The 22,918-nt window shown below is 66.2% G+C and carries 21 protein-coding genes; 8 read left to right on the top strand and 13 right to left on the bottom strand.

Translation table 11 applies throughout. The annotated features are described in order from the left end of the window. Positions 1-98 precede the first annotated feature (98 nt). Positions 99-983: an AraC family transcriptional regulator N-terminal domain-containing protein gene (locus tag ACN9MZ_RS19560; RefSeq protein WP_426338617.1), complete on the bottom strand. Its 885-nt coding sequence runs from the start codon at positions 981-983 to the stop codon at positions 99-101. A 131-nt stretch (positions 984-1,114) separates the two neighbouring features. On the opposite strand from ACN9MZ_RS19560, the gene ACN9MZ_RS19555 reads away from it, so the two are divergent. After that, positions 1,115-1,720, top strand: coding sequence for a DNA-3-methyladenine glycosylase I (locus tag ACN9MZ_RS19555; RefSeq protein ID WP_426338616.1), 606 nt, complete (start codon positions 1,115-1,117; stop codon positions 1,718-1,720). 21 nt (positions 1,721-1,741) lie between these two features. Here the strand turns inward: ACN9MZ_RS19555 and ACN9MZ_RS19550 are convergent, their stop codons facing one another. Further along, positions 1,742-2,698, bottom strand: a complete 957-nt coding sequence (locus ACN9MZ_RS19550) for a GlxA family transcriptional regulator (protein WP_426338615.1) — start codon at positions 2,696-2,698, stop codon at positions 1,742-1,744. Positions 2,699-2,802: 104 nt separating this feature from the next. Between ACN9MZ_RS19550 and ACN9MZ_RS19545 the strand changes: the two genes are divergently transcribed. Beyond that, a complete protein-coding gene (locus ACN9MZ_RS19545; RefSeq protein ID WP_426338614.1) occupies positions 2,803-3,531 on the top strand; it encodes an MBL fold metallo-hydrolase in 729 nt (242 codons plus the stop codon). On the opposite strand, the gene ACN9MZ_RS19540 is transcribed toward ACN9MZ_RS19545, so the two are convergent. The 3 genes from ACN9MZ_RS19540 to ACN9MZ_RS19530 are packed head-to-tail and all read right to left on the bottom strand — an operon-like array spanning position 3,528 to position 6,995. Continuing rightward, positions 3,528-4,127, bottom strand: a complete 600-nt coding sequence (locus ACN9MZ_RS19540; protein ID WP_426338613.1) for a PqiC family protein — start codon at positions 4,125-4,127, stop codon at positions 3,528-3,530. The two genes, ACN9MZ_RS19545 and ACN9MZ_RS19540, sit on opposite strands and share 4 nt — an antisense overlap. Beyond that, on the bottom strand, positions 4,124-5,761 hold the full coding sequence (locus tag ACN9MZ_RS19535) for an intermembrane transport protein PqiB (protein ID WP_426338612.1): 1,638 nt from the start codon (positions 5,759-5,761) through the stop codon (positions 4,124-4,126). Before ACN9MZ_RS19535 ends, ACN9MZ_RS19540 begins: the two co-directional genes overlap by 4 nt. Continuing rightward, positions 5,754-6,995, bottom strand: a complete 1,242-nt coding sequence (locus ACN9MZ_RS19530) for a paraquat-inducible protein A (RefSeq protein ID WP_426338611.1) — start codon at positions 6,993-6,995, stop codon at positions 5,754-5,756. The genes ACN9MZ_RS19535 and ACN9MZ_RS19530 overlap by 8 nt, the downstream gene beginning before the upstream one ends. A gap of 169 nt (positions 6,996-7,164) precedes the next feature. Here ACN9MZ_RS19530 and ACN9MZ_RS19525 point away from each other — a divergent pair, with 169 nt between their 5' ends. Both ACN9MZ_RS19525 and ACN9MZ_RS19520 read left to right on the top strand, forming a co-directional pair. Then, positions 7,165-7,779 carry a transglycosylase domain-containing protein gene (locus ACN9MZ_RS19525; RefSeq protein WP_426338610.1) on the top strand — a complete coding sequence of 205 codons (615 nt, stop codon included), beginning with the start codon at positions 7,165-7,167 and terminating at the stop codon, positions 7,777-7,779. Between the two features lie 4 nt (positions 7,780-7,783). Then, entirely contained in the window at positions 7,784-8,473 is a 690-nt protein-coding gene (locus ACN9MZ_RS19520) for a hypothetical protein (protein WP_426338609.1), read from the top strand. A gap of 2 nt (positions 8,474-8,475) precedes the next feature. On the opposite strand, the gene ACN9MZ_RS19515 is transcribed toward ACN9MZ_RS19520, so the two are convergent. Together ACN9MZ_RS19515 and ACN9MZ_RS19510 are read right to left on the bottom strand one after the other, a co-directional pair. Beyond that, positions 8,476-9,651, bottom strand: a complete 1,176-nt coding sequence (locus tag ACN9MZ_RS19515; RefSeq protein WP_426338608.1) for an MFS transporter — start codon at positions 9,649-9,651, stop codon at positions 8,476-8,478. 111 nt (positions 9,652-9,762) lie between these two features. Further along, on the bottom strand, positions 9,763-10,953 hold the full coding sequence (locus tag ACN9MZ_RS19510; protein WP_426338607.1) for a putative glycoside hydrolase: 1,191 nt from the start codon (positions 10,951-10,953) through the stop codon (positions 9,763-9,765). Positions 10,954-11,177: 224 nt separating this feature from the next. Between ACN9MZ_RS19510 and ACN9MZ_RS19505 the strand changes: the two genes are divergently transcribed. Beyond that, a complete protein-coding gene (locus tag ACN9MZ_RS19505; protein ID WP_426338606.1) occupies positions 11,178-11,624 on the top strand; it encodes an Hsp20/alpha crystallin family protein in 447 nt (148 codons plus the stop codon). Between the two features lie 47 nt (positions 11,625-11,671). Here the strand turns inward: ACN9MZ_RS19505 and ACN9MZ_RS19500 are convergent, their stop codons facing one another. Beyond that, a complete protein-coding gene (locus ACN9MZ_RS19500) occupies positions 11,672-12,511 on the bottom strand; it encodes a universal stress protein (RefSeq protein WP_426338605.1) in 840 nt (279 codons plus the stop codon). 185 nt (positions 12,512-12,696) lie between these two features. On the opposite strand from ACN9MZ_RS19500, the gene ACN9MZ_RS19495 reads away from it, so the two are divergent. Next, positions 12,697-13,179, top strand: a complete 483-nt coding sequence (locus ACN9MZ_RS19495) for a hypothetical protein (protein WP_426338604.1) — start codon at positions 12,697-12,699, stop codon at positions 13,177-13,179. A 41-nt stretch (positions 13,180-13,220) separates the two neighbouring features. Here ACN9MZ_RS19495 and ACN9MZ_RS19490 read toward each other — a convergent pair whose 3' ends face one another. The 5 genes from ACN9MZ_RS19490 to ACN9MZ_RS19470 all read right to left on the bottom strand — a co-directional run bounded on the left by ACN9MZ_RS19490 (position 13,221) and on the right by ACN9MZ_RS19470 (position 17,563). Further along, on the bottom strand, positions 13,221-13,598 hold the full coding sequence (locus tag ACN9MZ_RS19490) for a hemerythrin domain-containing protein (RefSeq protein WP_426338603.1): 378 nt from the start codon (positions 13,596-13,598) through the stop codon (positions 13,221-13,223). A gap of 14 nt (positions 13,599-13,612) precedes the next feature. Further along, positions 13,613-14,446 (bottom strand): universal stress protein, encoded by an 834-nt coding sequence (locus tag ACN9MZ_RS19485; protein WP_426338602.1) that lies wholly within the window; start codon positions 14,444-14,446, stop codon positions 13,613-13,615. A 109-nt stretch (positions 14,447-14,555) separates the two neighbouring features. Then, on the bottom strand, positions 14,556-15,266 hold the full coding sequence (locus tag ACN9MZ_RS19480; RefSeq protein WP_426338601.1) for an ABC transporter ATP-binding protein: 711 nt from the start codon (positions 15,264-15,266) through the stop codon (positions 14,556-14,558). After that, entirely contained in the window at positions 15,263-16,507 is a 1,245-nt protein-coding gene (locus ACN9MZ_RS19475; RefSeq protein ID WP_426338600.1) for an ABC transporter permease, read from the bottom strand. Before ACN9MZ_RS19475 ends, ACN9MZ_RS19480 begins: the two co-directional genes overlap by 4 nt. A 6-nt stretch (positions 16,508-16,513) precedes the next feature. Then, entirely contained in the window at positions 16,514-17,563 is a 1,050-nt protein-coding gene (locus ACN9MZ_RS19470; RefSeq protein ID WP_426338599.1) for an efflux RND transporter periplasmic adaptor subunit, read from the bottom strand. A 175-nt stretch (positions 17,564-17,738) separates the two neighbouring features. Between ACN9MZ_RS19470 and ACN9MZ_RS19465 the strand changes: the two genes are divergently transcribed. Then, positions 17,739-20,261, top strand: a complete 2,523-nt coding sequence (locus tag ACN9MZ_RS19465; protein WP_426338598.1) for a cation-translocating P-type ATPase — start codon at positions 17,739-17,741, stop codon at positions 20,259-20,261. Next, positions 20,258-22,918, top strand: a complete 2,661-nt coding sequence (locus ACN9MZ_RS19460; protein ID WP_426338597.1) for a bifunctional acetate--CoA ligase family protein/GNAT family N-acetyltransferase — start codon at positions 20,258-20,260, stop codon at positions 22,916-22,918. Before ACN9MZ_RS19465 ends, ACN9MZ_RS19460 begins: the two co-directional genes overlap by 4 nt.

Below are 22,918 nucleotides of genomic sequence, written 5' to 3'. Positions count from 1 at the left end.
TCCGCTCATGTGGAAATGCAAGCTTGCATTCTAGGGAGCGGATTTTCGCTACTGATAGCACAATCCCACCGATTTCTTGCCTGATCCTCTTTGGCGCTTCAGGCAGCAGCGGCTTCGCGCCGCATGCTGTCGATATCGCGCTTGGGCGGGGCGCCGAACAGGCGGCTGTACTCGCGGCTGAACTGCGAAGGGCTTTCGTAGCCGACCCTGAACGCAGCGCTGGCGGCATCCAGGTCTTCGTTCAGCATCAAGCGCCGCGCTTCGTTCAGGCGCAGCCATTTCTGGTACTGCAAAGGGCTCATCGCAGTCAGCTGGCGGAAATGCAGGTGCAGGTTGGACGTGCTCATTTTCACGTGCGCCGCCAGTTCGTCCAGGCGCAGCGGCTGGGCGTAATGCACGCGCAGCCAGTCGAGTGCGCGCGCAATGCGGAAGCCCTGGCTGCCGGTGGAGGCAATCTGGCGCAGGCGCGCGGACTGGTCGCTGAGCAGCAGCCGGTAGTGGATCTCGCGTTCGACCAGCGGCGCCAGCACGGCCAGGGACTCCGGTTCGTCGAGCAAGGCGATCAGGCGCCGGAAAGGGTCCGCCAGCGCGGGCGTCAGGCTGCCGATGGCCGCCACGCCCTGGCTGGAAACGTCGGCCGCTGCCGGCAGCCTGCTGTGCGTGGACAGTTCGGTGATAGTGCGCAGGTCAAGCTTGTAGACCAGGCCAAGGCAAGGCTGCTCCGGCGTCGCTTCCAGTACTTGCGAGCTGCCGGGGAGGTTCAGCGCAGTCACCATGAAACGCTGCGCATCGTAGCGGTAGCATTGCTCGCCGATCACCAATTGCTTGGCGCCTTGCGCGACCATCACGATGCCGGGTTCTACCAGGCAGACGTTCGGCGGGGTCGGCTCATTGCGGCGGTACAGGTAAAGATTGGCAATGGGGGACTGGTAGTCTTCCGCGTCCTCGGTCCATTGTGCGATAGCTTCAGCCAGGTTTTTCATGCGGGTAGCATATCATCACGGTCCGGTTTATTCATGAGCCGGCTTGATGCACGCTTGACAAGCTCTGCGGCCGTATCCTACCATTTGTGTAGGACGAATGTCCTAATCCGAATCTTGAAGGGAGGAGCAAGGTGGGCGAACTTTTTGCCGGGCCAGATGGTGGCGCACGATGCCGTTGGTGCGGCGCTGCGCCGGAATTTTTGCATTACCACGACGCGGAGTGGGGCTTTCCTGTCGTAGACGACAGCCGCCTGTTCGAGAAAATCTGCCTGGAGGGATTCCAGTCCGGGTTGAGCTGGCGGACGATCCTGGCCAAGCGCGAAAACTTCCGGCGCGCCTTCCATGACTTTGATATTGAGCGCATTGCGCGCTTCTCGGAACGCGACGTTGAACGCCTGCTGCATGATGAAGGCATCGTTCGCCATCGCGGCAAGATTGAAGCGGTCATCAACAACGCCCGCTGCGCCAGGGAGCTGATCGCGAGCGAAGGATCATTGGCGCGTTTCGTCTGGAAATTCGAACCTTCGCCTGGGGCAACGGCGGCGCCGCAGTCTGTCACCACGTCCGCCGAAGCGATGGCCTTGTCCAAAGCGCTGAAGAAGCAGGGCTGGAAGTTCGTAGGACCGACGACGGTGTATGCATTCATGCAGGCCATGGGCCTGGTCAACGATCATTCGCACGGCTGCGTCGTGCGCGCAAGGGTCGAATCGGCACGCTCCAGGTTCAAGCGCCCGTGATGGCGCTGGTGCGGGCGCGCATCACTGGCGCCGGTAGCGCATCGGCGTCTGCCCGGTCAGGCGGGAGAACAGGCGGGAAAAACTGCTGGCATCGGCATACCCCACGGCTTCGGCGATGCGCGGCATGTTCCAGGTGGTGGTCCGCAACAGCTGCCTTGCCTTCTCCACGCGCGCGCCATGCAGCAGTGCCAGCGGGGTCTGGCCGGTTTCGTTACGAACCCGCCGCATCAGGGTGCTTGGGCTGGTGTGAAAGGCCGCGGCGGCTTTTTGCAGCGAGTAGGGCACTGAAAGCCGCTTGTTGAACCATTCGAGGAGGCGCTGGGAGAATTCCGGCAACGATTGTGCCGCGACATTGGCGTCGACGTAGGGCGCCTGGCTGTTGCGCTGCTCTGCCAGCAGGGTGACGCGTGCGGTCGCAACTGCCGCTTCAGCCCCAAACAGCCGTTTGACAAGAAAAATGGCCAGGTCGGTCGCTGCGCTCACCGCGCCGGTTGTGATCACCGCGCTGTCTTCCAGCAGGAGCGCTTCGGCCTGCACGTCTGCTGCCGGATAGCGCCGTGCCAGCTCCCCGGCGAACAGCCAGGAAGTGACGGCTTTGCGGCCGTCCAGCAAACCTGCTTCGGCCAACAGGAATGCACCAACGCAAGCCGATGCGACCCGCGTGCCCCTGGTAAAGCAACGGCGTATGAACGCGATTTCCCTGGTTCGGGCGCCCAGCTTCAGTTGCCAGTCCACCGGGCGCGTAAGGCCAAAGCCGGGAACCACCAGCACGTCGTATTTTCCGGTCGGCTTGACAGCTTCCAGCGCCGTGCCGCCCGACAGCCGTACCCGCCGACCATGCAGCGATACCCATTGCAGCTCCAGAGTGATCGGCGAACGCGCCAGGTCGGCGCCAATGGCGAGGATGTCGGCCACGCTGAAAAGCTGGAGGCCCATGCATCCAGGATAGGCAAGCAGGGCGATACGAATACGTTTCATGGCGGTTGACCATATCGGTCAAAAAGTTGCGGATATCGCCATGCTAAGGGATTGCCGGGACGGTGGACAATAAGCCTGTCTCTTTTTTGCGAGGAATGCAGGGCATGGGAACGCACGAAATCATCCGCGTCAGCGTTGCGCCGCTGGGCATGGTGAACTGCCACGTCGTGGTGGGCGCCAAAGGCAGCGTTCTGGTCGATACGGGCCTGCCGGGGAGCTGCCATAAAGTGGAGCGCGCGCTTCAACGGCGCGGGTTGGAGCTATCGGACGTCAAGCTGATCGTGGTAACGCACGCACATATCGATCATGCGGGAAGTGCCGCCCATCTGCGTGCGCTGACCGGCGCGCCGATCATGGCGCACGCAGGCGACCTGGATTTCTATCAGCAAAAACGGCCCATGACTTTTTGTGCCACCGGCTGGTTTGGCCACGCCTTTCTCCGCACCGGGCTGATTCGGCGGCCGTATGTGCCGTTCACTCCCGACCTGCTGCTACAGGACGGCGACGAGCTTGCCCTGGACCGGTTCGGCATCGACGGCGCGGTGCGGCCTACGCCGGGCCACACGTGCGGCTCGGTTTCAGTGCAGTTGGGGGGCGGTGACGCCATGGTGGGGGACTTGGTATCCTCCGGCATCCTCCTCGGCGGAATCGCCAGGACCGGCAAGGCGAAGCGGCCGCCTTTTGAAGACAATCCGCAGGCAGTAGCGGTGCAACTGGAAAGAATGCTCGATGCGGGGGCGCAGCATTTCTTCATGGGGCATGGCGGCCCGCTCCCGGCCGATGAGGTGCGGCGACATGTGGCCGCACTCAAGGCGATTACTGCGGAAGGTTAAGGGCAAATCCCTTTGCCTGCAGCCTGGCTGCGCACGGCTATCGCGATATCCGCCGCCACCCGTGCGATCGCGCGGCGGTGGCCCATCACCAGCGCGTCATAGCCGGCGCCCACTTCCTCGCGGGCGGTGCTGCGGCAGGCCAGCACTTGCGCGCTGCCCGCCAGGCGCACGCTCCAGACGGCGTCCAGCAGCGCATATTTTCCGGGCGCCGATTCGAAGCGCTGCACATTGGTGTTGATGCGGTAGACCGCGGCCTTTTCCGGCTGCGGCGTGCGGAACACGTCGATGGCGCCAAGTTCGCCCGAAATGGCCAGCGACAGCGCCTGCCCGATCTCCGCTGCCGGAGGCGAGGACCAGCGCTCCTGCTCCAGCAGGTCGACGCGCCCCTCGCCGGAAGTCACCACCAGCTGGCTGCGCGCCACCTGCTGCGGCACCGTCACATTCTGCACCTCGATGTAGTAGCCGGGATTGGGCGCGCTGGCGGCAGGGGCCATGCCGTTGCTGAGGCTATAGAAGCGTTCCGGAGGCGGGCTTGCGCAGCCGGCCAGCGACAAGGCAAGCACTACGCCGCCTGACAGGGATTGCCAGCGCATCATTTGTTCTCCTTCGCAGGCTGGGGTTTGGCGCGGATCAGCGCTTCCGGATGGCGCTGCAGGTAATCCGACAGCTCATTGAGCGATTGCAGGGTTTGCGTCAGTTGCTGCAAGGCTGAGCGCAGGTCGGACTGCACCGGCGAATCCTGCTGCAGTACCTGCTGCGCCGCGCCGAAGGTCTGGCGCGCCTCGCCCAGCGTGGACTGCAGTTCCGGCACGAGTTGCGAATCGACCTTCTTGAACAGGTTGTCGGCGCTCTTCAGGGAGTCGCGCAGGTTGTTGCCGATCTGGTCGAACGGCACCTTGTCCAGCTTGCGCGCGATGCTGGCGATCTGCGCCTGCAGTTCGTCCAGCGCGTTGGGTACGGTCGGCACTTCGACCGGGTAGGCGTTCATGTCCAGTTTGACCTGGGCCGCGTTGGGGAAGAAGTCCAGCGCAATATACAGCTGGCCGGTCAGCAGGTTGCCGGTGCGCAGCTGGCCGCGCAAGCCGTGGCTGACCATGCGCTCGAGTACCAGCGGGCCGGCGTTGCGGTCCTTCTCGTCGGTGACCGTCTCCTGGAAGCGGCGGCCCAGGCGGCCCGGATACATGTCCACCGTGACGGGCATGCGGAAGTCCTTCTTGACCGGGTCGAACTCCACGCCTACCGAACGTACCTCGCCCAGCACGATGCCGCGGAAGTCCACCGGCGCGCCGGGCGAGAGCCCGCGCAGCGACTGGTTGAAGTAGAACACGGTGGTGATCGGTGCGCCGTCCTGCTCGCGCATTGCGCGGGCCTGGTCGGCCGCCAGCGGGAATTCAGTGCCCGCTGCGGCCACGCTGTCGGGCTTGCGGCCGGTGACCGATTCGAAGCCGATGCCGCCAACCAGCATGGCTGCCACCGATTGCGTATTCAGCTTGAAGCCGCCCGAGTCGAGCTGCAGGTCGACGCCGCTGGCATGCCACCAGCGCGTGTTCTTGCCCACATACTGGTCGTAAGGCGCGTTGACGAAGACCCGGATGGCAACCCCCTGGCCGTTGTTTTCCAGCTCATAGCTGATCACCTGGCCGACCGGGATGCGGCGATAGAAGACAGGGGAGCCGGCGTCGATCGAACCGAGCGACTCGCCGTGCAGGGTGTAGTGCGTACCTTTCTGGTCGCCCGCCACTTGCGGCACTTTTTCCAGGCCCGTGAATTCGTGGCTGCTGTCTTTCGACTTGCCGGCGTCGACCCCGATGTAGGCGCCGGACAGCAGCGTGCCAAGGCCGGAGACGCCGCTCACGCCGATGCGGGGCTTGACCACCCAGAAGCGGGTATCGGCCGCGGTGAAGCGGCGCGCATCCTTGTTCATGTCGATGGTCACCAGCACCTTGCTCAGGTCCGGCGACAGGGAAATCGCGCGCACCTGGCCGACGTCCACGTCCTTGTATTTCACCTTGGTCTTGCCGGCTTCGAGTCCTTCGCCGCTGCGGAAACTGACCACCACGGTCGGCCCTTCGTCGAAGTAGGACTTGGCCACCAGGCCGATGCCGACCAGCGCCGCAAGCAGCGGCAGCAGCCACACCAGCGAAGGCAACCAGTGGCTGGCCCTGTCGACCTGGGGCTGGGGCAGGGGAGCACCGGCGGTATTGGCTGGGGTGCCGTCGTGTTCAGGCATGTTTTTCTCCATTGGGCGGGACGGGATCCCAGATCAGGCGCGGGTCGAATTGCATCGATGCCAGCATGGTCAGCACCACGACGGCACAAAACGCCAGGGCCCCAGGGCCGGCGGTGATGGTGGCGAGCGTCTGGAAGCGTACCAGGGCCACGGTCAGGGTGATGACGAAGATGTCCAGCATCGACCAGCGTCCTACGAATTCCACCATGCGGTAAAGCCTGGTGCGCTGTAACGGCCGCCAGCGCGAACGGCGCTGTGCAGTCCATGCCAGCAGCGACAGAGCGGCCAGCTTCAGCAGCGGTACCAGGATGCTGGCGACGAAGATGATCGCGGCCAGGGCGGGCGAACCGCTGTCCCAGAAATACAGCACGCCGCTGATGATGGTGTCGTCCTCCAGGCCGAACAGGGAATGGGTGTACATCACAGGCAGCAGGTTGGCAGGAATGTACAGGATGGCGGCGGCAATCAGCAGGGCCCAGGTGCGGCCAAGGCTGTCCGGATGGCGGTGGTGCAGGCGCGCGTGGCAGCGCGGGCAGTCCTGCCGTCGTGCCCCGCTGTCTGCCGACACCAGCCCGCAGACGTGGCATGACAACGCTGCCAGGGGGACGGGCGGCGGAACGTCCGGCTGCGGCGTCAGGGCGTCGCCCAGGTTCCACAGCATCTTGGGGTCGAACGACACTACGATGGCGAGCATCAGCGTCAGCGCGGCAAACGCGAACAGGCCAGGCTCCAGCACCACCGTGGCCAGGCTGGTCATCTTGACGATGGTGATGAGGATGCCGATCATCAGCACTTCCGTCATGCCCCAGCGCCGCGCCAGGTGGACGGCATACAGCAGGACATTGAACAGTTTTGGCTTGTGGCCGCCCGCCAGCGACAGCGTGACGTGCAGCAGCGACAGCAGTTCGACCGCCGGCAGCAGGATGGTAAACAGGAAGACCGCCGCGGCCACCAGCGGCATATGCCCCTGCCACAGCACGACGATGGCTCCCAGCAGCGTGGCGCGCGAGACAGTGCCGTTCACCTCCAGTTCAACGATGGGGAAGCACTGGGCGATGACATACACGATCAGGGCGGCCAGGATGATGGCCGCCATGCGGCTGGCGTCCGAATGTATGCCCCGATACATGATCGAGCGGCAGCGCACGCAGCGCGCTTTTTCGCGCGGGCGCACCGGGCGCCGGCGATGCAGCACGCCGCAGTCATGGCAGCTAATCAGGTCGTATCGGTGCACTCGTTGGGCAGGAACTGAAATATGCCAGCATGATACGACATTTGCCATGAAAGCCGGCACTCGTGATTATTCGATAGACTTTCAGGTCCCGAGTTCGGCTACAGTCTGCGGCCATTTGACAGGCGAACCGGGGTACTCATTGAAACTGGCACGATTAGCACAAAGGTCTTTGCTGGCATTGCTGCTTGCGCTGGCTGGCTACCTTGCCATTGCCGCAGCCTGGGCCTGGACAGCTTTTCCAGCGGCCGTCCAAAACCTGCCGCAGGCATCCGCCGTGCCGCTGTCGCCGCGCCAGGTGGAGATCCTGCTGCAGGTCGAAGACCCGGACTTTTACCATCATTCGGGCCTAAGCGTCCTTGGCGGGCAGGGACTGGCGACCATCACGTCTTCGCTCGCACGCAGCGTGTACCTCGGCGAGGCGCAGTTTGACGGCGCTACAGGCGCGTTCCAGCGCTTTTACCGCGGCGTCTTCGATTGCTGCAAAAAGATCGATATCGGGCGTGACGTGATGGCTCTGGTGCTGGACCGCAAGCTGGGTAAGCCCCAGCAGCTCGCCGCTTATTCTGCTCTGGTCTATATGGGCACCCAGGAGGGCCGGCAGGTGCGCGGGTTCGGCGCGGCGGCCCTCAGCTACTACGGCAAGCCACTGGACCGGCTTTCGGAGCAGGAATTCGTGGGCCTGGTTGCCATGATCAAGGCGCCTAACCTGTACCACCCGGTCAGGAATCCTGCACAGTTTGTCCAGCGCCTGATGCAGGTGAACGATCAGCTCCGGAATCAATAAACCAATGAAAAAGCTCGCCCAATCGATCTTACTCGCTTCGCTGGCGCATGCCGGCACCACGCTGCGCGCAGCTCCCCTCGAACTGGAATGCGCGAGCCGTACGGGACGCGATCAAGCGCGCATCAGCAAGCTTGGCGCGGGCGTGGTGGTGCGCAAAGGCGCGCACCTGCTGAAGGTCAGCACCAAGGCGGGCGTTCAATCGTTCAAGGACGAACCCCCGTATGACGAGCCGATGGATGGCGTCCACTACTACTTTTGCGACCGCAAAGAAGGCTTCGTCTTGGTCAATGTCGAAGAAGCCTACGAATTCACCGGCAAACTGATTAACGAACAGACCGGCGCTGTCACGGAAGGCGGGACCAGTGTCCTGTTCTCGGAAGACCGCCGCGCCTATCTCGCCGCTTCACACGGAGGTGGGCTCGATGGCGACGCGTGGACGGTATATGCAGTGAACGGCGAAATGTCCTGGTCGGGCTACAACTTCATTTCGGACCCCGATAAAAGGTCCCGGTACGTCGACCTCGGGATGCCGACCTGGATGCCGAATGGCGAACTGGTTGCAACCGCAACTTGCGCCTCGGACCAGAAGCGTCAATGGAAAATGAAACTCGTTAAGAACCATGGCTGGTGGGACTGGGCACCTCGCAAGACGTGCCCACCCATGAAAGACATGCCGTTCAAGGCGCCCGGCTAGGTTCAAACCGAGGCAGCGGCGGAGGCCGAAGCATCGCGGCGTCCTGCGTTCCCAAGCCAGACCAGCGCCAGGCCGCCGGCAGCCAGCGCTGCGCCAACCAGCGGTACCGCGCCATAGCCCAGGCCCAGGCTGATCACCACGCCGCCCAACGCCGCGCCAAGCGCGTTACCCAGGTTGAATGCGCCGACGTTCACGGAGGAGGCCAGGCCAGGGGCCTGCGCCGCCGCCTGCATCACGCGCATCTGCACGGGCGGCACGATGCCAAAAGCCGCAGCGCCCCAGATCACGAGGCCAATGGCAGCGCCGGCCTCGGTCTGCATGACCAGCGGCAGTATCGCCATGGTGATGGCGAGTGCGGCGAGAATCAGCTTGGTGGCACCATCGAGCGACCAGTCGGCCAGACGGCCGCCCAGGCTGTTGCCGAGCGTGAAACCGACACCGATCAGCACCAGGGCAATGGCGACGAAGCCCGGACCGGCATGGGTGATCTCGGCCAGGATTGGCGCCACATAGGTATAGAGCGCAAACATGGCGCCGGAACCCATGACGGTCGTGCCCATCGCCAGCAGCACGTCGGGACGCATCAGCACTTTCAGTTCGCGGCGCAGGTCGGGCGGCGTGCCGGGTTCTCCTTTGGGCAAGGCCAGCCACAGCGCGGCGATGGTGACCAGCCCCAGCACGGCGGTGCCGCCAAAGGCGACGCGCCAGCCGACCTGCTGGCCGATCCAGGTGGCGGCCGGCACGCCGCCGATATTGGCGACCGTCAGACCCATGAACATGGCCGCGATGGCGCTGGCCTGTTTCTCCTTCGGCACGACGCTGGCGGCCACCACGGCGCCGATGCCGAAGAAGGCGCCATGGTTGAGGCTGGTGATCAGGCGCGACAGCAGCAGGGTGGTATAGCTTGGCGCAAAGGCCGACAGCAGGTTGCCGACAGTGAAGATCAGCATCAGCGCCATCAGGGCGGCACGCTTGCCGAAACGGCTGAACAGCAAGGTCATCACCGGCGCGCCGGCCATGACGCCGACGGCATAGGCCGAGACCAGCATGCCGGCGGTGGGAATGCCGACATTGACGCCGTCGGCGATCACGGGCAGCAAGCCCATGGGGGTAAATTCGGTGGTGCCGATGGCGAAGGCGCCGGTGGCAAGGGCTAACAGGGCGGTAGAGGATCGCATTGGAAGATACTCCTGGAGGTTTTCAATGGATCGCAGTGTACCGGGGCAATATTTGCAGATTAAGCCCAGGATTTGCCAAACACTTTTGATTTGAACTCAATAATTCCCCGGCTATTCCCGCAGGCCATTCGCGCTATAGCTGTTGCGCGGATTCCAGAGCATCCAGCCGTCGGTCCCGGCACTTTCCGCGGCGTCGACCTGGGCCCGTATCTCATCGGCGTCGAAGGGGCGGTGGTCGAAGGCGTAGTCACGGAAGGCCTGCAGCCAGGGACGGAAGCGCCGGCCATTGCCGCCGGTGCGCGCGATGGCTCGCTGCAGGGTGCGCTGTACGATCAGTGCCGGTTCCTGCATGGGGTCGGGCACGCCGGGAATGCCGAACTGGTAGCCGGATGGATACAGCATGAGCGAAACGTAATCGACCACCCTGGCGATGGCCGGCAAGTCCTGGCCGATCTCCGTGTCGCCCGTGTTCCAGGCCGTATAGCCAAACAGGTCGGCGGCAAGAAAAACGCCGTAAGGAGCCAGGCGCTGGCGCACAGCTTGCAGAAAGCCGGTGATGGCCGCTACCCGGTTGCGTTCCATGTTGGGCTGTGCGAAACGCAGGCCACGGGTGTCGGGGAAGCGCACGTAATCAAACTGGATTTCATCGAAGCCCATGGCGGCCGCCTCCTGAGCCAGGTCGAGCAGGTAGTCCCATGCTTCGCGCTGAAAAGGATCGATCCACGCCTGCCGCTCGCCGTCGCGGAATACATCGCCGTCGGCGCTCCGGATGCTCCATTCGGGGTGGGCCTTGGCCAGCCGGTCGTCCTTGAAGGCGACTATACGCGCGATCAGGTAGATGCCATCGCGCCGGAGTTGCGCGACCAGCGCCGCCATGTCGCGCACCGTGGTGACGTCGCGCGCGCCGCATAGCGCCGCTTGCGCGACCTTGCTGGGGTAGGGAACCATGCCGGTGTCGCCCTTCAGGTCAATCACCAGCGCGTTGAGCTCGGTGGTGGCAAGCAGGTGCAGGGCTGCGTCGCGCAGGCCCTGGTTGCCGATGCCGTAGGCGGACAGGTACAGGGCCTTGGGCCGCAGTGGCGCCAGGCGCAAGGTGGGCCGGGCCTCTTCCTGGCCGCCAACTGCCATGGTGGCGCGCGCGTAACCGATGGCGCGCGCCGATACCTGGCCGGCCGGCGCCGGCAGGAAGAAGCTGCCATCGCCGCCGGTCTGCACGCTGGCCGCGCCTGCGACCACCACGGCGCCAGCGATCGGCAGGCCGTTCGATGCGTCGATCACCCGGCCTTCCATCGCCGCTGCCACGCAGGGACAGCAGAGAAGGGCGCACCCGATGAGGCGCCGCGCAAAGAGGCGCCAGCGGCGCAAGACTATTCCCATTACATTTTCCATTTGCCATGAAGGGTGACACGCGCGATGTTGGGCTTTCTATGACCTGGATCATGTGCAACGCGATGGCGTCTCCATAACATAAAGACTGGCATCGCAGGCGGTGCCCCTCTCCAACCAACCAGAAAGCTAGGACTATCATGGCTAAAAACCTGACCCGTTTCGACCCCTTCAACGACATCGCGCGTTTTGAACCATTCCATGCAATGGAAGACTGGCTGCGCGACTTCAACCTGCGTCCGGCGCTCGGCGACTGGACTGTCGAGCCACGCATCCGGATGGATGTCGAGGAGTCGGACAAGGCCTATACCGTGAAAGCCGAGATCCCAGGCGTCAAGAAGGAAGACATCCAGGTTGAGGTGGACGGAAACGTGGTATCCATCAGCGCCGAATTGAAGCGCGAGCAGGACGACAAGAGCGGCAAGACCGTGCGCTCGGAACGCTACTACGGTGCACAGCGCCGCAGCTTTACGCTACAGCATGACATCGACGCGGCGAAAGTCGAGGCCCGCTATGCCGAGGGTATCCTGTCCCTGGTGTTGCCCAAGCTGGAAGGCAAATCCAGCAAGCAAGTGGCGATCAACTGAACAGGGCCTGGCGCTGGCGGCATGGCCGTGCCGCCAGCGGCCAAGCCTCAATGCGACATCAGCACCGGCAAGGTGGCGCTAGCCAGCACCGTGCGTGTAGCGCCCCCCAGCATGATTTCGCGATAACGCGGATGGCCGTAGGCACCCATCACCAGCAGGTCGGCGCCGACCTTGTCGGCCATGGCCAGCAGCGCTTCCCCGGCTTCGCCGGTGCCGCTTTCGCTGCGTACTTCCACCTGGATGCCGTGGCGCGCCAGGTAGGTGGCAATGTCGGCTCCCGGTTCCTCGCCGTGTTCGTCTCCGCCGCTGACTGGATCGATCATGCCGACCACCACGCGCCTGGCGCCGCGCAGCACCGGCAGCGCCTGTGTGACGGCCCGCGTGGCCTGGGCGCTGCCATCCCAGGCCACCAGCACCGTCTTGCCGATGCTGGCGAACGCGCCGGCAAAGGGCACCACCAGCACAGGGCGGCTGCAGTTCAGGATGACCTGTTCCGGCAAGTCCTGTAGCATGCCGCCGGTGGCGGGATCGTCGCGGTCTGCCTGGCTCAGCACCACCAGGTCGGCGTAGCGTGCTTGCAGCAGCAAGCCGCCGTAGGCGTCGTCGTTGATCAGGCGCCGCTCGCAGGAATGCAGGCCCAGGCTGTCGGCCAGCCGGCCCAGCTTGTCCAGTGCCAGGCTGGCGTTGGCAGTAGCCATTTGCGCCAGGTCAGGGCGGATCACCTGGTAAGGCTGGTTTTCGTGAGTGCGGTAGGCGTAGCGTGAAATGCCGGTCATGGCGGTGCACACCAGGTGCGCTTGCTGCTGTTCGGCCAGCATGGCCGCCAGCCGCAGGCGCGCCGGGGCGCTGCGCGCTGCATCCGCATGGAGCAAGATGGTCTTGTACATAGTGTCCTCCTGGAGTCCTGGGGTCAGTGTGGCGGCAACGCCGAACGGCTGCCATGACCTGGATCATTTAACTGGCGGCGGCTCTTGTCTAAGATTGTGTCATGCATGAACAGCCAATGCGGGGAGCGACCGGTTTGCGCGGACCCAGGCTGTCCCATGACCCAACCATTACCAGGGAGAACGTGATGCGCACATTGATATCGGTCGTGTTTGCCAGCCTGATGCTTGCCCCCGCTGCCCATGCAGACGACCTGCATCATCCGCTCCAAGCCGCCAAGCCGTCGCACGGCGCGGCAGCAAGCGACCAGCGCTTTGCCGCGGCCTATGAGCAGATGAAGAAGATGGTGGCCCAGATGGAGCAGATCCGAGCCACCAGGGACCCAAAGGAACGCGAACGCCTGATGCAGCAACACCTGGACAGCATGCATGAAGGCGTGCGAGCCATGCGCCCTGCCGGCGGCGGCATGATGCAGATGATGGGTTGCCAGATGATGCGCGGCCAGGACAAGGCCAGCGCGCAAAGCTGTCCCATGACGGGCGGCGGCCATGTCAAGCCGGCTCAGGCCGAACGCATGGACATGATGGAAAAACGCATGGACATGATGCAGATGATGATGGAGCAGATGGTCGAGCGCGAAGGCATGAAGCCCATGCCGAAGCAGGAGTGAGTGCTCGTGGCCGGCTACGCGGTCATCGGCGCCGCGCGCCGCTAGGGCGCGGCTGCCTGCCGCAGCGCATGCAGCAGGTGCCGGTCCTGGGTGGCGATGTGGAACGGCAGCCATTCGCGCAGGGCTGCCGCGGCTTGCCGCGCTGGCGCGGGATCGCCCCGTTCCAGCGCCGCTGCGGCGTGATGCAGGCCGGCCTGCATGCGGGCATGCTGCTCGCGGTGCTGGTGCGCGCCGGCGCACTGGCAGCCGTCCATCCATTGCTCTTCGTCGCGGAAATCCTGCTCGATGGCGGCGACCAGCTTGTGATAGGCGGCAGCAAAACTGGCGGCCGGCTGGGCCGGCAGCGCGTCAATCATGTCGAACAGGTGATGGTGGCGCTGGTCCAGCTGGGTCTGGCTGGTAGGCGGCGTTGGCTGCATGGCTTCCTCCGCGCTCAGTGCATCAACAGGACCGGCAATGTGGCCTGGGCCAGGATGCTGCGCGTGGCGCCGCCAAGCACCATTTCGCGCCAGCGGCTATGGCCGTAGGCGCCCATCACCAGCAGGTCGGCCCCTAGTTCGCTGGCCAGTGCCAGCAGGGCCTTGCCGGCGTCGGCGGCGCGCGGCTGCACCAGCACATTGACCTTGATGTCGTGGCGCGCCAGGTAGAGCGCAATATCGGCGCCCGGTTCCTCGCCGTGGTCGCCCCGGCCGGCGCCAAGAACCGCCAGCGTCACCTGGCCGGCTTGCTGCAGCAGCGGCAGGGCAGCGCTGGCCGCCCGCGCGGCTTCGCGGCTGCCGTTCCAGGCCAGCAGCGCATGCTTCGATGGCGGAGTGAAGCTGCCACTGCGCGGCACCAGCAGCACTGGGCGGCCTCCGTGCAGCAGCACCTGTTCCGGTAAATCCAGCAGCAGGCCGCCTTCGTCGCGATCGTCGGGATCGGCCTGGCCCAGCACCAGCAAGTCGGCATAACGCGCCTGCAGGCACAGGCCGGCATACTCGTCCACATTGTGGCGGCGCTGTTCGTGCGGCACCCCGATGCGGCTGGCGATTTCCTCAAACCTGGCCAGGGCAATGGTGGCGCGCTCGCCGGCACGGCGCAGGTGGTCGGCGATCAGCACGCCGCTGCCTTCATACGGGCTGCCGGCCAGCATATAGCGCGGCACGCCGGTCATGGCGGCTCCCACCAAGTGGGCGCCTTCCCGCCTGGCAAGCTGGGCGGCCAGTTCGATGCGGGCGGCGGCATTGGGGGCGCGGTCCACGTGGACCACAATGGTGCGGTAGGACATGGCGTTCTCCCTTGGCTAGGTGATGCAGCCAGTCTGCACCCGGTGGCAGGGCGCCATCCATGACCTGGATCAAGTCCGGCGCTGCCGGCGGCACCGCTGCCTGGCCCGGTCAGTCATCCGTATGGCGCGGCGCCGCGGCAGGACGCCAGCCCGGCGCGACGCGGCCATCGACCAGGCCAATGACGCGGTCGGCGGCGCTGGCAAATTCCGCATCGTGGGTCACCGCCACCACGGTCTGGCCGGCGTCGGCCAGGCTGCGCAGGATCTGGCGTACGTTGAGGGTGGCGGCCGAATCAAGGTTGCCGGTCGGTTCGTCGGCCAAGATCAGCAGGGGATCGTTGGCCAGGGCGCGCGCCAGGGCCGCGCGCTGGCGCTGGCCGCCGGACAACTGGGACGGATACTTGCCGGCCTGGTCGGCAATGCCCAGCTGTTCCAGCAATTGCAAGGCGCGTGCCGGCGCAGCCGCGTCGCCGAGCCGGCCCAGCCTTTGCATCGGCAACAGCACATTTTGCAGCACGGTAAATTCCGCCAGCAGGAAGTGGAATTGGAACACAAAGCCGAGCTTGGCCAGCCGCAGTTCGGCCAGGCGGTCGTCGTCGCAGGCACTGCTGTCTTCGCCGTCGAGCCAGAGCTTGCCGCTGTCCGGGCTGTCGAGCAAGCCCAGCAGGTAGAGCAGGGAGGACTTGCCGGAACCGGAGGGGCCCATGATGCAAATGAATTCGCCGCGCTGGACTTCCAGCGACACGTCGTCGACCAGGGTCACCGGCGCCTCGCCCGGCAGGCGGCGCAGCAGGTGTTCGGCGCGCAGGACCGGGCTCATATGGCGCCACGCAAGGTCATGACCGGCTGCAGCTTGCCGGCCTTGCTGGCGGGAAGATAGGCCGCGCCCAGGCAGGCGGCCATGGCAAAGGCCACGGCCAGCAGGTACTGGTCGGCGCCCCACCAGATCGGCATGGCGACCACGTCGCTTACCCCGGGCGGCTTGAGCTCGACCCGCGCCAGCACGTGCATCATGCCGTAGCCCAGCAGGAGCCCGGCGGCGCTGCCCAGCAAGCCGATCACCATGCCCTGGTACAGGAAGATGCGGCGCACGTCGGCCGCCTGGAAGCCCATGGCCTTCAGAATGGCGATGTCGCGCCGCTTGTCGACCACGATGGTGGAAATGGTGTTGTAGATGCCGAACGAGGCCACCACCAGGATCGCCGTCACCACGCTGTACATGATGATATTGCGCACCAACAGTAAGCTCAGCAGGTCCTCCGAGGCTTCGATCCAGGACACGGCCTTGTAGCCGACGCTCGCTTCGATCGCGGCGGCCACCGTGCGTGCCGCCTGCGGGTCCGCCAGCTGGATGATGAAGCGGTTGACGCGGTTGGGGCGCTCCAGGATCACCTGCGCGCGCTTGAGCAGGGTGAAGGCTTCGGCCTCGTCATAGCCGGCGTTGCCGGTACGGAAAATGCCGACCACTTTCATGATGCGGCTGCCGCCGCTGGCGGTCAGGACATTGACCGTGCTGCCCAATCCAAGCTGAAACTTGTCGGCCAGGCCTTGACCGATGATCACGCCGTTCGGTGCCGCCGACAGCTCGTCGAGCGTGCCGGCCACCATCTGTTCATCGATGGTGGAGACATCCTTCATGCGTGACGGCACAACGCCCGACAGGCTGAGGCCTTGCTGCTGGCCGGCAAAGGTCAGCACGGCCGAACCGCGCAGCACAGGCGCCACGCGTACGCCGGGCAGGTTCTCGATCGCTTCCAGCTTGTTGCGGTAATTGCGGATGCCGCGCGTTTCCTGCTGCGGCTTGACGTTGCTGATGGCCAGCGCCGCGCCGGGCCAGCGCACTTCGGCCGGCTGCACGCGCGGCGTGCGGTACTGGTCCATGACGGTGATGTGCGCGCTGTTGTCGACCAGGCGCTTGAGGAAGTCCTGCTCCGAGCCCCGCATCAGGGCCGACACGGCCAGGAAAAAGGCCACCCCCAGCATGATGCCCAGCAGCGACACCAGGGTCGAGCGCGGGCGCTGGCGCAGATGGGCAAGGGCGATGGTGAGCTGGACGCGCATGGCTTCCTAGCGCGGTTGTTGCGGCTGCTGGGCCGGCGCCGGCAGCGGCCGCGCCCAGCGGCCTTCCGACAGCGCGGAATCTGGCTGCGCCACCACCTGCTCGCCACCGTCCAGGCCCTGGCGCACCTCGACACGCTGCGGTCCGCGGATCCCGGCCACGATCCGGCGCTGCCTCAGGCGCTGGCCGTCCACCAGCCACACCACATTGTCGCGCACCGCGCTGGCCGGCAACAGCAGCGCATGGTCATGGCGTTCGACTACCAGGTTGGCGTCGACCGTCATGCCAGTTTGCAGGGCCCCGGGCGCCGCCAGCGCGATGCGCACGCGGTAGCTGCGTGCCACCGGGTCGCCCTTGGGCGTGACTTCACTGACCGTGCCGTCAAACACCTGGCCCGGCAGGGCATCGGCCTTCAGCAGCACGGCCTGGCCGCGGTGCACCCGGTTGATGTCTTCTTCGTCGATCTCGGCCGTCACGCGCAGCGGCGCGCAGCAGGCCAGCACGAAGACGGCCTGGCCGGGGCTGATGTACTGCCCGACTTCGCCATCGCGGCGGATGATGATGCCATCGGCGGGGGCCGTCAGGGCCATGTAGTCGCGCTGGGCGCGCACGCGGCGCAGCGCCGCTTCTGCTGCCTTCAGCTCGGCCCGGCTGCGGTCCGCTTCGCCAGCCGCGACAAAGCCGCGTGCGGCCAGTGCCGAGGCACGCTCATGCTGGCTGCGCGCATAGGCGAGTCGGGCTTGCTGCTCGTCGACGGCGCCGGCCAGGTCGGCATCGTCCAGCCGGGCCAGCAATTGGCCCTTGCGCACCTTGTCGCCTTCATCCACTGTGCGCGCGGCCAGGCGGCCGCCGACGCGCGGCGCCAGGGGCATCATGACGGTCGGTTCCACCGTGCCGGTAGCGTAGATGGCGTCTACGGCCTGGCCCCGCTGCGCGGTGACCACGCGCACCGCCAGCGGTCCGGCGTGGCGCCAGGCGAGGCCGCCGACGGCTGCCAGCAGCAACACCGTGGCGACGGCATAGCGCAAGCGTCTTGCAGCATGAGAGGAAGTGGCCATAGGCAAGCTCCGCGAACCGGGACGGCCCAGTGTGGACGAGGGCCGCAAGACAGTATATGACCTGGATCATGATTTGTAGTGAGCTCAATCATTCCGGCCGGACTTGACTTCGATCATGTGCAAGCCGCGGCGCGCCCGCTAAGGTGGGCCGATGAGCGACGCCTGGAGGTACAGCATGCAAGAGCTTGAATGGCAGGGCTTGTCCCATGAGGAAGCGCGGCGCAGGCTGGCCGCGCAGGGACCGAACAGCCTGCCGCAGGCGCAGCGGCGCATGGCGGCCTTGCTGCTGCACACGGTGCGCGAACCGATGTTCCTGCTGTTGCTGGGGGCTGCCGTGCTGTACCTGGCGCTGGGCGACTGGCAGGAAGGCGTGGCGCTGCTGGCGATGGCGGCGCTGACCATCGGCCTGGCCCTGTTCCAGGAAGGCCGCACGGAGCGCGCCTTGCAGGCCCTGCGCGACCTGAGTTCGCCGCGCGCCTTGGTGCTGCGCGAAGGCCGTGCACTGCGCATTGCCGGCAGCGAAGTGGTGGAAGGCGATTTGCTCCTGCTGGCCGAAGGCGACCGGGTAGCTGCCGACGCAATGCTGCTAAGGGCAAGCGGTTTGCGGGTGGCCGAATCGCAGTTGACCGGCGAGTCGATGGCGGTTTCCAAGTGCGCAGCCGGAGGCAAGCAGGCGCCAGCTGCGCCAGGCGGCGACGAGATGCCATTTGTGTGGTCTGGATCCCTTGTCCTGCAGGGCGACGGCCTGGCGCGCGTCAGTGCCACCGGGCCGCGCACCGAACTGGGAAAGATCGGCCGCAGCCTGCAGGCGGTGGGCAGCGAACTGTCGCCGATGCAGCGCGACGCGAACCGCATGACGCGGTTGATGGCGCTGGCCGGTGTGGCAGTGAGCCTGCTGGCGGTCGTGCTGTATGGCTTGCAGGGGGGCGACTGGCTGGCGGCCACCCTGGCTGGCGTTGCCCTGACGATGTCGCTGTTGCCGGCCGAATTCCCGGTGATCATGACGGTGTTCCTGGCCATCGGCGCATGGCGCATGGCGCGCGTGCAAGTGCTGACGCGGCGCCTGCCATCGATCGATGCGCTGGGCTCGATCACCGTGCTATGCACCGACAAGACCGGCACCCTGACGGAAAACCGGATGGGCGTCGAGCAGCTGTATGCCGAGGGAGAATTCCTGCAAATGCCCGCGCCGGTCCAGGCCGGGCTGCCGGCTGCCTTCGATGAACTGGTGCGCTTTGCCGCACTGGCCAGCAGGCCGCGCGCCAGCGATCCGATGGAGCAGGCCTTCCACGCCCTGGCAGGCGCTCCGCGCCAGGATGGGCTGCTGCGCGAATATCCGCTGTCGGCTGGCCTGCGCGCCATGACGCAGGTGTGGGAAGAGGGGGAGGACGACCTGGCAACGGTGGCCGCCAAAGGCGCGCCCGAGACCATCGGCGCCCTGTGCCGGCTCGACGATGCGCAGATGGCTGCGATGCGCGGGGCAGCGGACCGCATGGCGGCGCAGGGCTTGCGCGTGCTCGGCGTGGCGCGCGCGCAGCATGCAGCCTCCCTGCTGCCGGCGGCGCAGGACGGCTTCAGCTACAGCTTCCTTGGCCTGATGGGTCTGGCCGACCCTTTGCGCGCAGAAGTCCCGGACGCGGTCGAGCAATGCCATGGCGCCGGCATCCGCGTCATCATGATCACCGGCGACTACCCGGCCACGGCCAGCAGCATTGCACGGCATGCCGGCCTGCCGCAAAGCGATGTGCTGACGGGCGAAGAAGTGGAGCGCCTGGACGATGCCGCCTTGCGCGAACGCCTGGCCAGCGCCACCGTGTGTGCGCGCATCAGCCCGATGCAGAAGTTGCGCATCGTCGAGGCATTGAAAGCCAACGGCGAGGTGGTGGCCATGACGGGCGACGGCGTGAACGATGCGCCGGCACTGAAATCGGCCCACGTCGGCATCGCCATGGGCCAGCGAGGCACCGACGTCGCACGCGAGGCGGCGGCGCTGGTGCTGCTGGACGATAATTTCGCCTCCATCGTGCGCGGCATCCGGCTTGGGCGCCGCATCTTCGCCAATATGCGCAGCGCCTTCTCGTATGTGTTTGCGATCCATATGCCGATTGCCGGCATGGCCCTGCTGCCCGCCTTGCTGGGCTGGCCGATGCTGTTGTACCCGATGCACATCGCCTTCCTTGAGCTGGTGATCGGGCCGGCGTGCTCGCTGGCCTTTGAATACGAGGCGTCCGACGCCCGCGCCATGGCACGCCCGCCGCGCCGGTCCAATGCGCCCTTGCTTGAGCGGGCCACCCTCGCGGGCGCGCTGGCGCAAGGTGTGGTGGGCTTGCTGGCGACGGCGCTGGCCTATGCCTGGGCATTGCAGCAGATGCCGGCGCCGGCTGCGCGCGCGGCCGGCTTCTCAGCCCTGGTGCTGGTCAACCTCTCGCTGATTTTCTCGAATTTGTCGGCTGCCCGCAGCGCGCCGCTGCCCAGGGCTGGCGGCAACCGCGTATCGCAGCTGGTGGCGGCCGTGACCTGCGCCATGCTGCTGCTGGTGCTGTATGTGCCCCCGCTGGGGCAAGCCTTCCAGTTCGGGGTGCTGGGTGCCCTCGAACTTGGCCTGGCGGTGGCGGTAGGAGCAGCCTGTTTTGTGGTCAACCAGGCGGCCATGCGCGCCGCTGTGCGCTGGCGGCGCCCAACTGAGAGGAAAGCATGAGCATTCGCAACCTGGAATTCCTGTTTCAACCGCGCTCAGTGGCCGTGATCGGCGCTTCGGAACGCCCGCACAGCGTGGGCGCCACGGTGTTGGCCAATGTGCTGCAGGGCGGCTTCAGCGGCCCGGTGTGGCCGGTCAATCCGAAATACGCGGCGCTGGGCGGGCGCACCGTCTACCACCGCGTGCGCGACCTGCCGCAGGCGCCCGAGTTGGCGCTGGTCTGCACGCCGCCGGCCAGCGTGCCCGGCTTGGTCGAGGAACTGGGGCAGATGGGCTGCAAGGCCGCGGTGGTCATCACGGCCGGCCTCGATGCGGCCCAGAAGTCGGCCATGCTGGCGGCGGCGCGGCCGCACCTGCTGCGCATCCTGGGACCCAATTGCGTCGGCCTGCTGCTGCCGGGCATCGGCTTGAACGGCAGCTTCGCCCACCTCCCGGCACTGCCCGGCAAGCTGGCTTTCGTGTCGCAGTCCGGGGCCATGGTGACGGGCATCCTGGATTGGGCGCGCAGCCGCAATATAGGCTTCTCGCGCTTCGTCTCACTGGGCGACGGCTGCGATGTCGATTTCGGCGACGTGCTCGATTACCTGGCCACCGACCGCAGCACCCAGGCCATCCTTCTGTACATGGAAGACGTGCGCTCGGCGCGCAAGTTCATGTCCGCAGCACGTGCCGCGGCGCGCAGCAAGCCGGTGCTGGTTGTGAAGTCGGGGCGATTTGCCGAGGGCGCACGCGCCGCAAGTTCGCATACCGGTGCACTGGCGGGTTACGATGCGGTGTACGACGCCGCCATCCGGCGCGCCGGCATGCTGCGCGTATTGAGCACCGAGGATCTGTTTGATGCGGTGGAAACGCTGGCCGCCGGCCGCCCCCTGGCAGGGGAGCGGCTGGCAATCCTGACCAATGGCGGCGGTCCCGGCGTGCTGGCCACCGATGCGCTGGTGGGCGCGGGCGGCACCTTGGCGCAGCTGGCGCCGGCTACCTTGCGCCGCCTGGACGAAGTGTTGCCAGCCACCTGGTCGCATGCCAACCCGGTCGACATCATCGGCGACGCACCGGGCCAGCGCTATAGCGAGGCGCTGCAGGCGCTGCTGCATGACGAGGGCGTCGATGCGGTGCTGGTGATGCACGCCCCGACCGCCATCGTGCCGTCGATGGAAGTGGCGCAGGCGGTGGCGGCAACAGCGCGCGGCAGCAGCCGCAATATGCTGTCCTGCTGGCTGGGCGGCGAAGGGATGGCCCCTGCGCGGCGCGTGCTGGGCGAGGCCGGCGTGGCCAGCTTCGGCACGCCGGAGGATGCGGTGGGCGGATTCATGCAGATGGTGAACTACCACCGCGCGCAGCAATTGCTGATGGAGGTGCCGGCCGCCGCAGCGGGCGATTTCTGCCCGGACCAGGCCCGCGCACGGCAAGTGATCGCTCATGCCCTGCAGTCGAGCCGGCAGATGCTGAGCGAGCCGGAAGCCAAGGAGGTGCTGGCCTGTTACGGCATTCCGGTAGTGGAAACGGGGATTGCCGACCGGGTGGAGGCTGCCGTGCTGCTGGCCGGGCGCATCGGCTACCCGGTGGCGCTCAAAATCCTGTCCCCCGACGTCACCCACAAGACCGAGGTGGGCGGCGTCGCACTCGACCTGGAAACCCCGGAAGCAGTGCGAGCAGCGGCGCTGGCGATGCGCGACCGCTTGCATGGGCTGTATCCAAGGGCGCACCTGCGCGGCTTCACGGTGCAGGCCATGGCGCGCCGGCCGGGGGCGCATGAACTGATTGTCGGCGCCAGCTGCGATCCTGTTTTCGGACCGGTGATCCTGTTCGGCCAGGGCGGCGTCGCAGTTGAAACCATTGGCGACCGTGCGCTTGCGCTGCCGCCGCTGAACCAGGTGCTGGCACGCGACCTGGTGGGGCGCACCCGTGTGGCGCGCCTGCTGGCGGGCTACCGAGGCCGCCCGCCGGCAGACATGGAAGCGCTGTGCACAGCGCTGGTGCGCATCGCCACGCTGCTGGCCGACTTGCCCGAGGTGCAGGAACTTGATGTCAATCCGCTGCTGGCCGACGAGCATGGCGTGCTGGCGCTCGATGCGCGCATGCGGGTAGCCACGGCCGCGCAAATCGGGCCGGCCCGTTTTGCCATCCGGCCGTATCCCGCGGAGCTGGAGGAAAGCGTGACCTGGGAAGGCAGCACGCTCCTTCTGCGTCCGATCCGCCCGGAAGATGCGCCGCAGCACAGCGCCTTCTTTGCCGCCCTGACACCGGAAGACGTGCGCTTCCGCATGTTTGCCCAGATGAAGTCGCTGCCACCGGCGCAGCTGGCGCGCTGGACCCAGATTGACTACGACCGCGAGATGGCTTTCATCGCAACCCGCGTGGGCGCAGACGGGCCGGAAACGATCGGCGTGGCGCGCGCCGTGGCCGACCCCGACAACATCCGCGCCGAATTTGCCGTGGTGGTGCGCTCCGACCTGAAGGGGCACGGGCTGGGCGCGCTGCTGATGGAAAAAATGCTGCGCTATTGCCGTGCGCGCGGCACGCAGGAGCTGGTGGGTGAAGCCTTGCCGGAAAACCTGCGCATGCTGCAATTGGCGCATCACTTGGGCTTCACGGTGGCGCCGGCCGCGTCGGAAGGCGCCATTGGCATGCGCCTGGTACTGAGCGGCGGGGCGTAG

Origin of the sequence: Pseudoduganella sp. S-14 (assembly GCF_049913285.1) — a bacterium.
GTDB lineage: Bacteria > Pseudomonadota > Gammaproteobacteria > Burkholderiales > Burkholderiaceae_D > Rugamonas.
The sequence above is the reverse complement of the archived record's forward strand: the minus strand, read 5'-3'. Positions and strand labels throughout refer to the sequence as shown.